Genomic DNA, 11,807 nt, shown 5'->3' with positions numbered 1-11,807 from the left:
GTTCTTTAGTTATTAGGGGCAAAATTAAGCTTTTTACGTAGTTTCTCTTCTGAGAAAATCCATCCTGTATAAGAGTTGACTACTTCTAAGTCTTCATTGACATGTGCGACTGCAACGAATGGATAGTACCCCTTGCTTCGATAGCGCAAATCAATTAAACGAATTTCATAGATATGTCCTTCTTCCGAAATCGACCAGCGATAAAGCGGTGAAAACGAAGTGAAAGCCTGCATGTTTGGATCTTCTAGTGCTACTTCAACTTGAGGCGACATTGGCATCACTTCACGTTCGAATCGTTCGTAAATGGTAATGGAACGTCCGTATGCTCGTCCTACATAATGGTAAACATCTGTCGTGGCAGCAACTCGCCACTGAAAGAAGTTCATTGTAGGTGCAGTGAATATATGCGTCGCGTTTGGAATCGTCTTCTTGACTGCGTTTTTCACTGCGCTCTTAACGGCAAAACGCAATAGGTAATAGAAGAAGATGACGACATATAATATGGACATCGTGAAGACAGGATCTGCACCGAACACCCATGCTAGGATTGCTATTACATGGAGTCCAAATATAATCGGATCAAATGTATTGATGACCCCTATGGCTACCCATTTATGAGAGAATGGACGAAGCGCTTGTGTCCCGTATGAATTGAAAATATCAACAAATACATGGGTGAACACAGCTAAAAATGTCCAAGCCCAGACGTGAAAGAAGCTTGCTTCAGGAACTATGAAGGTCAATAGTATAGAAATTAGCAAAGGCCACAGCATAACAGCTGGAACCGAATGCGTAATACCGCGGTGATTACGTAAATAGACAGCATTGTTTCGAAGTTTCAATACTGTATCTATATCAGGAATGAGTGAACCAACCATAATACCTGCAAATACAGCGCCCATTGTGGCAGGTTCAGTTGCTACGGTTGAATCAGCAAGAGCCAATCCACTGATCGCAACACCCATAGCAATATGTGTGCCTGTATCCAAATTATCACTCCTTTATCGAAAGAGTTATATACTACTTATAATTATATACCCTTTATAATCATAACTAAAAGTATTTACATGAAGAAGCGAGGTCCATATGCAAATTATTGAACGAAAGAAGGCATTCCAAGATGCGTTATTGACTTGGTATGAAGCTGAAAAACGAGACTTGCCTTGGAGAAGGACCGATAATCCATACTATATTTGGATTTCGGAAGTTATGTTACAACAGACACGAGTTGACACTGTCATTCCGTATTATGAGCGTTTTATTGAAAAATTTCCCACGATGCAAGATCTTTCATATGCACCTGAAGAAGATATTTTGAAAATGTGGGAAGGACTTGGATATTATTCTAGAGTGCGCAACCTACAATCAGGTGTTAGAGAAGTCGTGGAAACCTATGGCGGGAAGGTTCCTAATAACCGAAAAGATATTTCTACATTAAAAGGTGTCGGGCCATACACGGCTGGCGCTATCTTGAGTATTGCCTATGGAGTGCCTGAACATGCGGTAGACGGAAATGTCATGCGTGTATTGTCGAGGATTTTATTAATTGAAGAAGATATCGCATTGCCACGTAATAAAAAATTATTCGAACAAGCTGTAATGGAGTTAATTTCAGAGGAGGATCCTTCTTCCTTTAACCAAGCGCTTATGGAATTAGGCGCAACCATATGTACGCCGAATCCGCATTGTTTATTATGCCCAGTTAGAGATTTTTGTATCGCCTTTGAAGAAGGAAAACAACAGCAATTACCAATTAAGATAAAAAAGCAGAAAATGAAGCATGTTACACTAGCTGCCTTCGCGATTCAAAATGAAGACGGTAACTGGCTGTTGCAGAAACGTCCAAACACCGGGCTGCTTGCTAGTCTTTGGGAATTTCCAATGATTGAATTTCAAGAAGCTTCTGCAGTGGATGCTTTTGAAAAAGAAAATGGATTGAAATTAAAAAATCTTCAAGAGTTACCGAATGTCCTTCACGTGTTTTCCCATATCACATGGGATATTCATGTATATCGTGCACAATTGAATGAGGAACATACAGAAGGTGATTTGCAGTTCTTCACTAAACAAGAAGTTGAAGCACTGCCGAAGTCAAAACCTGTGCTAAAAATAATCGACTTACTGGAATGGTGAAAAATTTATAACCTACCGTGAATAAAACTCCGGCTTGTGGGACAACATAGTGAGTACGGAGGTGAATAAAACATGCCAAATCAATCAAAACGAAATGCACAGAATGATCCATCTATGACAGATGCGAACCAAGTGAAGAAACAAAATGCGCGATCTGCGCAATCATCGATGAATGAAGAGTTCGCTTCCGAGACGAACGTCAATCAAGTTCGTCAGCAAAACGCGCAGTCTGCGAGAAACATGCAGTCTTCTTCATCCGCAATGCAGTCCTCTATGAATGAGGAGTTCGGATCTGAAACAGATGTCAATGAAGTGAAGAAACAAATCAACAAAGCAGAAGCAAACAAACAAAAAGCATCAGGAGCACGTGCGAACCAAAACAAAGGTTCAAACTAAGCGTGATCATCATCGACCGGTAGAAAAGGCTATTATAAGCCATTTCTACCGGTTTTCCTGCGTGAAAAAACATACCGTAGACCTACTATAAACAATCAATTATGAAATAGATGGTTGAATCGTTTTAAATTTAGGAAAGCTGTTGGTATAATGAACAGATAGCAAGAGCGGTAAGGCTCAAAGGTGGTATAAAAAATGGCAATCCCAAAAGAAGGAGAAACTGTACAGATACACAGCTACAAGCATAACGGCAAAATTCACCGTGTCTGGCAAGAGACACTCGTATTAAAAGGTACACGCAACATTATTATTGGCGGCAATGAACGCACACTTGTGACAGAATCCGATGGGCGCACTTGGCTGACACGTGAGCCATCCATCTGCTACTTTCATGCGGAAAACTGGTTTAACATCATTTGCATGCTACGTGAAGATGGGGTCTATTATTATGTCAATATGAGTTCACCATTCGTTTACGATGACAAGTACTTGAAGTATATTGATTATGACTTGGATGTAAAAGTGTTTCCTGATATGAGCTATTTGATACTTGATGAAGATGAATATGTAGATCATAAGCGTCAGATGAATTATCCAGAAGTCATCGATTTAATCTTGCAGGATAACTTAAAGAAGCTTCTTGGCTGGATCAAACAAAGAAAAGGTCCATTTGCTCCCGATTTCATTGACGTGTGGACTTCACGTTATGAATTTTATAAGCAAATCCAGGAAGAACAAAGCTAGACCTGCTTGCATTCGTGCAAGTCAGGTTTTTTTAGTAGGAGGAACCGAATGGGCGAAAGTATTAAACGTTATCTTCAATTCGTAAAGCCGTATAACTGGCAGATTGTTCTCACTGTTCTTATTGGTGTCGTGAAGTTTGCGATTCCGCTGTTCTTACCTTTGTTAATGAAAATTGTAATCGATGATATTATCGGTTCACCGACGTTGAGTGACCCCGATAAAACACTGCAATTATTTTATTGGCTCGGTGGCACGATCATTGTGTTCTTCTTGATCCGTCCACCTGTAGAATATTATCGTCAATACTATGCACAATTAGTAAGTAATAAAATTTTGTTTGATATCCGCCAATCGCTTTATAGTCATTTGCAAAAGCTTGGCCTGCGCTTCTATTCCAATACACGTGCAGGTGAAGTAATCTCGCGAGTGATCAACGACGTAGAGCAAACAAAAAACTTTGTCATGATCGGTTTGATGAATGTTTGGCTCGACTTGGCTACTATTATTATTGCCATTGCCATCATGTTGACTTTGGATGTGGAGCTGACACTTGTTACATTGCTCGCATTTCCGTTTTATGCATTCAGCGTTAAACATTTCTTTGGTAAATTACGTCAACTCACACGTAAACGATCCCAGGCACTTGCAGATGTACAAAGTTATTTGCATGAGCGCGTGGCGGGAGTCAGTATTATTAAGAGCTTTGCAATCGAAGACAAAGAGCAAGAACGTTTTGACGAAGTAAACAATAAATTCCTGGACCGGGCAATTGAACATACACGCTGGAATGCTAAAGCATTTGCTGTCGTCAATACAATTACCGATGTAGCTCCGTTACTCGTTATAGGGTATGCCGGCTACCAAGTAATCAACGGTTCATTAACTGTCGGAACGATGGTCGCTTTCATCGCATTTATAGAAAGGCTATACTCACCATTACGTCGTCTAGTTAACTCATCCACTTCGTTGACGCAATCTTTTGCTTCAATGGACAGAGTACTAGACTTAATGAATGAAAAGTATGATGTGGTGGATAAAGAGGACGCAAAGGCACTACCAGCGATTGATGGGGAAATTGAATTTGATCATGTCAGCTTTGCGTATGAAGAAGAGGAAGTACTGTCAAACATTAGCTTGAAAATACGTCCTGGCGAAACCGCTGCACTGGTTGGTATGAGCGGTGGCGGGAAATCAACTATTATCAGTCTGATCCCACGATTTTACGATGTTACGTCGGGTACTATTCGCGTCGACGGCCATGATATCCGTGACGTACAGGTTAAATCACTCCGTAATCAAATCGGTATGGTACTTCAGGATTCGATTCTGTTCAGCGATTCTGTCAAAAGTAATATATTGATGGGGAAGCCCGATGCCACAGATGAAGAAGTGATTGCTGCAGCAAAAGCCGCAAATGCACATGATTTTATTGAAACATTAACTGATGGATATGATACAAGGGTAGGAGAGCGTGGTGTGAAGTTGTCAGGTGGACAGAAGCAACGTATTTCTATTGCCCGCGTCTTTCTGAAGAATCCAGCATTGCTCATCTTGGATGAAGCAACATCCGCTTTGGATTTAGAAAGTGAAGCGCTCATCCAAGATTCATTGGAACGCTTGGCGCACAATCGCACTACACTAATCGTCGCCCATCGATTATCTACCATTACGCATGCGGATTGTATTTATGTGATAGACCACGGAGACTTAAAAGAATCAGGTACCCACCAAGAACTGATGAAATTAAACGGCACATACGCTGGTTTATTTAATCGTCAGGAACTTGGAGGATCATTATAAGGGTTGATACGAGGATTCATATAAGTTACGTTTTGTAATGGAAGTCCGAACTATTTGGCAAATAAACTACCACTAAGTATACAAGCAAAAACGGCACAAGACTATAATTGTCTTGTGCCGTTTTATTAATAAAATTCATCTTCTAAAATATTCTCTTCATCTTCATATCGTGTTTGATAAGAAGTGATCAACGTATCCAGATGCTCCAGCTGTTCTTCGTAATTTAGGATGGAAGAAAGGACATGAAGTAAGTGATAAGAAGAAAACTCTTCTTCTTCATTAGTAATAGCAATTTCTTTCACGAAGATATTCATCACTTCTTGTCGCTGAATAAACTCACTATGTGCTTCATCCTCGTCGAAATCAGCTTTTAGCTTGCCAACAAATTTCAGATGAAGTTGTTCATGATAAACGAGTAATGACTCTAAACGCTCCTGAATCATCATACGGAAATGCTCTGGAAGATTGATGAGTTCATTTTCAAACTTATGCAGCCTTTTCAGAACGTCATAACTACTTCTAGTTGTAGCGACCATCTGTCGATAGACAACAAGCCGTCTCGCTTTTGCGGCAGAAGTTTTCTTGAAATAGCTGCGCTCTTCTTTAAATAATAAGTACAGCTGATCAATTTGTATTAGACGTTCCTTTAACTTACTTAACGATTTCTTCATAGCTGTGTGTTCGGAAACTTGACGACCAGCTAGACGCGTCCAACGAATAATTTCGTCCTGTGCTTGATGAATCGCTTGAAACAGTTTCGTTTCATATTTTGGTGGCATAAAGACTAGATTTACAATGAATGCTGCTAGTACACCTACCATAATTGTGCCTACACGAAGAAAGGCGAATGTTAAGAAGGCGTCATCTTTCACTTCCATCACCGCAATCATCGTGACGAGTGCGAGTGACATAGACTTTTCAAGGCCTAGTTTCAACATGATCGTCATAACGATGACGGCTGCCAAACCGACGATTATTAATTGAGGCCCAAAAATAAGTGTGAATAAGACTGCTATAGTGGCACCGATTAAATTACCTTGCAGTTGTTCTACTATGGTTAAGTATGATCTGTAAATAGAGGGTTGGATTGCGAAAATAGCTGCAATACCTGCGAACACTGCTGTAGGTAAATCTAGTAAATTTGCGAGAAACAGGGCAAATACAATCGCAATACCCGTCTTAAAGACGCGGGCACCAAGTTTCATTGGGTAATTCCTTTCCTAAAAGCTCTTTTATGCTTACTTTACAATATACGCATAAAACGGTCAATTGTTCTATTTTAAAGTGCTTTAAATGCGCGATCTACCGCTTCAAGAGTTTCGTGTATATCGGATTCTGTATGAGCAGAAGTTAAGAACCATGCTTCATACTTAGATGGTGCTAAGACGATGCCGTTTTTCAGCATTTCTTTAAAGAAACGACCAAAGATTTCTCCATCTGTTGCTTCAGCTTGCTTATAGTTTTCCACTTGTTCATCTGTGAAAAACAGTGTCAGTGCACCACCAAGACGATTGATCGTCAATGGAATACTGTGTTTTTTAGCAAGCTTCAGAATACCATCTTCAAGTAAACCGCCTAGGCGATCCATTTCTTCATAAATACCTGGTTCTTGAAGCACTTCCAGACAAGCAATTCCCGATAGCATGGATGCTGGATTTCCAGCCATTGTTCCAGCTTGAAAAGCAGGGCCGAGTGGAGCCACTTGTTCCATAATTTCTTTTCTACCGCCATAAGCACCAATTGGTAAGCCCCCGCCGATAATTTTTCCGAATGCTGTTAAATCCGGTTGAAGTCCGAGTAACGTCTGTGCCGCACCGTAATGAAAGCGGAATGCTGTAATAACCTCATCGTAGACAGTCAAAACACCATGTTCTTTCGCTAACTCATGAACAAGTTCCAAGAACCCTTCATTCGGCTCGACAATACCAAAGTTTCCGACAATCGGTTCGATTAGAATGCAAGCAAGTTCATCGCCCCATTGCTCCATCGCTGCTTTATAGCTATCAGGGTCATTAAACGGAATCGTGATGACCTCTTTGACGATAGAAGAGGGTACACCTGCAGAATCTGGCGTACCTAATGTGGCAGGACCTGAGCCAGCAGCTACTAATACAAGATCTGAGTGACCGTGATAGCAACCTGCGAATTTCATAATCTTCGTACGACCAGTAAATGCTCTTGCTACACGAATAGTTGACATGACGGCTTCTGTACCCGAATTAACGAAGCGGACTTTGTCCATTCCTGGAATGGCTTCTTTTAACATTTTGGCAAATTGTACTTCGTGGCGTGTCGGTGTGCCGTAGAGTACGCCTGTTTCCGCTGCTTTCGTAATGGCTTTTGTAATGTGAGGGTGCGCGTGTCCTGTAATGATCGGACCGTATGCTCCCAAGTAATCAATATAGCGATTACCATCTACATCGTAAAAATAGGCGCCTTCCGCACGCTCCATGACAGTAGGTGCGCCACCGCCAACCGCTCCGTAGGTTCGGGCTGGGCTGTTGACTCCACCCACAATATGTTCACATGCTTCTGCGTAGATTGCTTCTGAATTTTTTCGGTTCATTAGTTAATTCCTCCAAATCAATTATACGTCATCCATTTTAGCATTAATTGGAGTGAAGTCTCCACCTTCAGTGTGAAGTATAGGTAAATTGTAAAATTCAAATACTTCCGATACGATAAGTATGGAGAGATTGAAATGTACTATTTGTTTTTATAAGTTAGAGGAGGAGTATCAATGGAAAAATTAGAAGGAAGACAAGCACCTGCATTCTCGCTAGCAAATGAAAATGGTGAAATGATTTCATTAGAGCAGTTTAAAGGGAAAAATTATGTAGTGTTGTATTTTTATCCGAAGGACTCAACACCTGGCTGTACAACAGAAGCTTGTGATTTTCGAGATGCGCAAGCAGATTTTGAAGGGTTGAATGCGGTAGTGCTAGGTGTCAGTCCTGATCATGCAGCTTCTCACCAAAAGTTTATCGCGAAGCACGGCTTGCCGTTTTCTTTACTTGTAGATGAGGATCATGCAGTAGCTGAACAGTATGGTGTGTGGAAGCTAAAGAAGAACTTCGGCAAAGAGTACATGGGAATAGAACGATCTACATTCTTGATTGATCCAACGGGTACCGTAGTTAAAGAATGGAGAAAAGTTCGCGTGAAAGGTCATGTAGAGGATGCACTCGCGACACTTGAGCAACTGACGAAATAGGAGATGGACAGATGAAGATATTATTCACATTTAAAATCAAAACCTCATTTAAAGAGCAGTTGAAAGAGAAATATCCAAATGTCGAATGTATATACACAACAAATATAGATGAAGTGGCATTAGAAGATATAGAAGTAATCGTGACAGAAGGCGAGGATTTGAAATCAGGACATGTTGAAAAAGCTACTGAATTGAAATGGGTCATGGTTGCGGCTGTAGGAGTCGATACATTGCCGATCGAAACACTGCAGGCGAGAAAGATTCTAGTCACTAATTCGCATGGAGTTCATAAAATGCCATTAGCCGAGTCGGTGTTAGCTCATTTATTATCCCTTGAAAGAGGATTGCCGGGCATTTATAGAAGAGAGGCTGAGAAGAAATGGGAGCTAGACTCTTTACCGGGTGAAGTGAATCACTCTACTGCTTTAATAGTAGGAACAGGTGCAATAGGAGGAGAAATCGGGAGACTGCTACAGGCGTTTCATGTCTATACAATTGGATGTAATCGCTCAGGGCATGCAAGTCCGCATATGAATGAAACGATTTCTTTAGATGAAATTCTCGAAAAGCTCCCTCAAGTGGATTATGTGATCTCCATATTGCCGAGCACACCTCAAACGCGATGGATTTTTCAACCAGAGCATTTCCATGCAATGAAGGAGACGGCTGTCTTTATGAATGTGGGAAGGGGAGACGTAGTGAAAGAGCAGTATGTTCTGGACGCGTTAAAACACAATGAGATCCGTCATGCAGTACTCGATGTCTTTGAAACAGAGCCTTTACCTGAAGATAGTCCGTTTTGGGAAATATCGAACTGTACGGTATCCCCTCATATGTCCAGTCTTTCCGATCAATACATTAAACGTTCCTTGGAAATTATGGAGATTAATCTTGAGAAATGGGTGGAAGGGGATCAAGATCTCATCAACCAAGTGGATTTAGCAAAAGGCTATTAATATATCGCTATTAGCAGAATAGTTGACAATACACCCCATAGTTGAGTAAACTAATTATAATGATTATAAAGAAGTAATCCTTATGAAGTGAGGTGCATTACGATGCCTGGAGTGTTCTTAAAAGATGCGTTAGTGACATTGAAAGAAAGTGGTGTGAGAATTACTCCGCAACGACATGCGATTCTCGAGTATTTAATCACATCCCATTCACATCCAACTGCTGATGAGATCTATAAAGCATTAGAAGAAGATTTTCCCAATATGAGTGTGGCGACAGTTTATAATAACTTGCGTGTATTCCAAAACTCTGGATTAGTAAAAGAGTTGACATACGGCGATGCGTCCAGTCGTTTTGATTTCGTGACACATGACCATTATCATATTATTTGTGATGATTGCGGAAAGATTGTAGATTTCCACCATCCCGGTCTGGAAGAAGTAGAACGTCTTGCAGCGCATGTAACGGGTTTTCAAGTGAATTCACATCGTCTAGAAGTGTATGGAACTTGTCCTGACTGCGCAGCAACGAAACAAACTCAAGCAAAATAAAAGAGTGTAGCCCATTATGGGTTACACTCTTTTATTTCGTATTATTCTTCGTGCTTCACTTTTTTATTATATGCGATATCGAATTCTTTGCCTTCAAGATCTGGGTCGAGCGTTAATGGCTCGCGGCAATGTCCACACATATCCACACGTCCGAGCACTTTAGTGTGCTTACCACAATTCGGACATTGTACTCGTATAGCTCGTGTTGACAAGGTGCCGATCCACGCATACACCACTGTACTGCCAATAATCGCAAGCATTCCTAAGAACATAAAGATCAGCATGACAACTTCATTGGAACGGAAAAAGATTCCGATGTACATAATGACAACTCCAATGAAAATAAGTGCCAAGGCAAATGATCGGATACGATTTATTTTATTTTTGTAAGGCTTCATCTTAAGTTTCCTCCTAACGCTATCCTCACTTAATATATCATATTATGATGTAAATGCAGTACAAACCCCCTTTAAAATAAAGGATTTTATGTGAAATTCGTCGAAATAGAGTATTCGAGATGATCTATAAAAAGCTGGGAGGCGAGAAAGTGGAACAAATGCTACGGCCAGTGTACCAAGAAAGAGCGAGTTTACCTGAGACATTAAGCGTGCTTTTAATTGGCAATCAAAGAGAGGACGACCCGATCACAGATACCTTTGATGAGATCTTATTTATTATTACCTCAAACAATGAAATACCTATTCAGACAAAACACTATACTGATGGTCAACGTAAAGCGGCTATGCATATCATTAGCGAACGACAATTAACGCATTGGTTGCTCGTAGGAACGAACAAGAAAATCATTGATTGGCTCATTCTAGGGAAAGTATTTTTTGACCGTGATGAATATGCGGAACGATTGAAAGAACGATTATCCGAAGAACCGTTGTTTGGCAGAGGCATTAAAATGGGGATGGAAATGGCTAAAATGATTCGTGCTTATAATGAAGGGAAAATTCATTTCGAAAGAAAACAACATATGGATTCCTATCTATACGCAATCAATACATTGCATCACCTGGCTAGATTCGTTGCCGTTAAACGCAACGTATTGCCGGAAAATACTGTCTGGACACAGGTGAAGAAAATAGATCCAGCTGTTTTTAAGTTATATGAAGAACTGATAGGCAGTGAAGAGGAAATAGAGAAACGTTTAGATTTAGTGTTCTTAGCAAGTGAGTTCTTCATCCATAACTATACACATGAAGCGGCGGAACATTTGTTGGAAATCATGAGTGAAAAGGATTCATGGACTGTCCAGCAGCTGCACGAACAGGAAGAGCTAGCGTTGTATTCCTCGGATTTAGAGTTCTTTATCGAATATTTAGTAGATAAGCATCTGATTGAAATTACACAAGTACCTTCTAAAAATGAGTTGCTATTCCATAGAGAGTATCGTATTATAAGAGCTCGGTAGCCGTCGTAGAGCGATTCTACGATCGCTCTATAACTTTTATCGAAATAGTTGTTGACATATTCTTTAACGTCATGTTATTATAGTAAATGTCGCTTGGGAGAGACGTTCAAACGACACGCACAACACATTCGAAAAAGAATTTTAAAAAAGACTTGACGAATGAATGCAAGATGAGGTATATTAGAGAAGTAGCTTTTACAAGAAGCACAAAACATGAACCTTGAAAACTGAACAGCAAAACGTTAACGAAATACAGTTTGTGCATCTAACGATGGCGCAAACAAAATGAGTATCTTAATTGATGCCAGCAAATGAAACTCGAGCTAATCGAATTTTCATGTATCTGGTTGACGAGATGTTGTGGAGTGCTAGGAAGTGATCGAGCGAAAGAGGGAGCGTACTCAGGTACGTGACCGACTGAGCGAGTGAGACTGACAACGCAATCCGCGGCATATCGTCTGCCAGTATTATGGAGAGTTTGATCCTGGCTCAGGACGAACGCTGGCGGCATGCCTAATACATGCAAGTCGAGCGAACTGTTGGAAGCTTGCTTCCAACAGTTAGCGGCGGACGGGTGAGTAACACGTGGGCAACC

The 11,807-nt window shown here is 40.7% G+C and carries 12 protein-coding genes and 1 rRNA gene; 9 read left to right on the top strand and 4 right to left on the bottom strand.

Annotated elements, in window-relative coordinates; genetic code table 11:
* Positions 1–5: 5 nt before the first annotated feature.
* The gene (locus CSV61_RS12380) at positions 6–989 is read right to left on the bottom strand and encodes a metal-dependent hydrolase (protein ID WP_099639460.1); all 984 of its coding nucleotides are present in this window, start codon (positions 987–989) and stop codon (positions 6–8) included.
* Between the two features lie 97 nt (positions 990–1,086).
* Here CSV61_RS12380 and mutY point away from each other — a divergent pair, with 97 nt between their 5' ends.
* The 4 genes from mutY (at position 1,087) to CSV61_RS12360 (ending at position 5,073) form a co-directional block, all read left to right on the top strand.
* Positions 1,087–2,133 (top strand): A/G-specific adenine glycosylase, encoded by a 1,047-nt coding sequence (gene mutY, locus CSV61_RS12375; protein WP_099639459.1) that lies wholly within the window; start codon positions 1,087–1,089, stop codon positions 2,131–2,133.
* A gap of 72 nt (positions 2,134–2,205) precedes the next feature.
* Positions 2,206–2,529, top strand: a complete 324-nt coding sequence (locus CSV61_RS12370) for a gamma-type small acid-soluble spore protein (protein WP_099639458.1) — start codon at positions 2,206–2,208, stop codon at positions 2,527–2,529.
* Positions 2,530–2,724: 195 nt separating this feature from the next.
* On the top strand, positions 2,725–3,273 hold the full coding sequence (gene ntdP, locus CSV61_RS12365) for a nucleoside tri-diphosphate phosphatase (RefSeq protein ID WP_083033583.1): 549 nt from the start codon (positions 2,725–2,727) through the stop codon (positions 3,271–3,273).
* A gap of 48 nt (positions 3,274–3,321) precedes the next feature.
* Entirely contained in the window at positions 3,322–5,073 is a 1,752-nt protein-coding gene (locus CSV61_RS12360; protein ID WP_099639457.1) for an ABC transporter ATP-binding protein, read from the top strand.
* A 125-nt stretch (positions 5,074–5,198) separates the two neighbouring features.
* Here CSV61_RS12360 and CSV61_RS12355 read toward each other — a convergent pair whose 3' ends face one another.
* Both CSV61_RS12355 and CSV61_RS12350 read right to left on the bottom strand, forming a co-directional pair.
* On the bottom strand, positions 5,199–6,278 hold the full coding sequence (locus tag CSV61_RS12355; RefSeq protein ID WP_099639456.1) for an FUSC family protein: 1,080 nt from the start codon (positions 6,276–6,278) through the stop codon (positions 5,199–5,201).
* Positions 6,279–6,352: 74 nt separating this feature from the next.
* On the bottom strand, positions 6,353–7,639 hold the full coding sequence (locus CSV61_RS12350) for a glutamate-1-semialdehyde 2,1-aminomutase (RefSeq protein WP_099639455.1): 1,287 nt from the start codon (positions 7,637–7,639) through the stop codon (positions 6,353–6,355).
* Between the two features lie 174 nt (positions 7,640–7,813).
* On the opposite strand from CSV61_RS12350, the gene bcp reads away from it, so the two are divergent.
* The 3 genes from bcp (at position 7,814) to perR (ending at position 9,792) form a co-directional block, all read left to right on the top strand.
* On the top strand, positions 7,814–8,287 hold the full coding sequence (gene bcp, locus CSV61_RS12345) for a thioredoxin-dependent thiol peroxidase (RefSeq protein WP_099639454.1): 474 nt from the start codon (positions 7,814–7,816) through the stop codon (positions 8,285–8,287).
* An 11-nt stretch (positions 8,288–8,298) separates the two neighbouring features.
* Positions 8,299–9,243 carry a D-2-hydroxyacid dehydrogenase gene (locus CSV61_RS12340; RefSeq protein ID WP_099639453.1) on the top strand — a complete coding sequence of 315 codons (945 nt, stop codon included), beginning with the start codon at positions 8,299–8,301 and terminating at the stop codon, positions 9,241–9,243.
* Between the two features lie 102 nt (positions 9,244–9,345).
* Entirely contained in the window at positions 9,346–9,792 is a 447-nt protein-coding gene (perR, locus tag CSV61_RS12335; protein WP_083033571.1) for a peroxide-responsive transcriptional repressor PerR, read from the top strand.
* Positions 9,793–9,833: 41 nt separating this feature from the next.
* Here perR and CSV61_RS12330 read toward each other — a convergent pair whose 3' ends face one another.
* A complete protein-coding gene (locus CSV61_RS12330; RefSeq protein ID WP_083033569.1) occupies positions 9,834–10,190 on the bottom strand; it encodes a YgzB family protein in 357 nt (118 codons plus the stop codon).
* A 158-nt stretch (positions 10,191–10,348) separates the two neighbouring features.
* Between CSV61_RS12330 and CSV61_RS12325 the strand changes: the two genes are divergently transcribed.
* Together CSV61_RS12325 and CSV61_RS12320 are read left to right on the top strand one after the other, a co-directional pair.
* Positions 10,349–11,212 (top strand): nucleotidyltransferase-like protein, encoded by an 864-nt coding sequence (locus CSV61_RS12325; protein WP_369824382.1) that lies wholly within the window; start codon positions 10,349–10,351, stop codon positions 11,210–11,212.
* Between the two features lie 466 nt (positions 11,213–11,678).
* Positions 11,679–11,807: ribosomal RNA gene (locus CSV61_RS12320) — 16S ribosomal RNA — on the top strand; the annotation flags it as partial.

It is taken from the genome of Sporosarcina sp. P3, assembly GCF_002743415.1.
GTDB classification, from domain to species: Bacteria; Bacillota; Bacilli; order Bacillales_A; family Planococcaceae; genus Sporosarcina; species Sporosarcina ureae_A.
Note: the sequence above shows the minus strand (reverse complement) of the source record. Positions and strands in the feature narration are given on the sequence as shown.

Excerpts from the sequence above, each read along its gene's own strand:
- mutY (WP_099639459.1), top strand. The coding sequence starts at position 1,087 with ATGCAAATTATTGAACGAAAGAAGGCATTCCAAGATGCGTTATTGACT.
- CSV61_RS12370 (WP_099639458.1), top strand. The coding sequence starts at position 2,206 with ATGCCAAATCAATCAAAACGAAATGCACAGAATGATCCATCTATGACA.
- ntdP (WP_083033583.1), top strand. The coding sequence starts at position 2,725 with ATGGCAATCCCAAAAGAAGGAGAAACTGTACAGATACACAGCTACAAG.
- CSV61_RS12360 (WP_099639457.1), top strand. The coding sequence starts at position 3,322 with ATGGGCGAAAGTATTAAACGTTATCTTCAATTCGTAAAGCCGTATAAC.
- CSV61_RS12355 (WP_099639456.1), bottom strand. The coding sequence starts at position 6,278 with ATGAAACTTGGTGCCCGCGTCTTTAAGACGGGTATTGCGATTGTATTT.
- CSV61_RS12350 (WP_099639455.1), bottom strand. The coding sequence starts at position 7,639 with ATGAACCGAAAAAATTCAGAAGCAATCTACGCAGAAGCATGTGAACAT.
- bcp (WP_099639454.1), top strand. The coding sequence starts at position 7,814 with ATGGAAAAATTAGAAGGAAGACAAGCACCTGCATTCTCGCTAGCAAAT.
- CSV61_RS12340 (WP_099639453.1), top strand. The coding sequence starts at position 8,299 with ATGAAGATATTATTCACATTTAAAATCAAAACCTCATTTAAAGAGCAG.
- perR (WP_083033571.1), top strand. The coding sequence starts at position 9,346 with ATGCCTGGAGTGTTCTTAAAAGATGCGTTAGTGACATTGAAAGAAAGT.
- CSV61_RS12330 (WP_083033569.1), bottom strand. The coding sequence starts at position 10,190 with ATGAAGCCTTACAAAAATAAAATAAATCGTATCCGATCATTTGCCTTG.
- CSV61_RS12325 (WP_369824382.1), top strand. The coding sequence starts at position 10,349 with ATGCTACGGCCAGTGTACCAAGAAAGAGCGAGTTTACCTGAGACATTA.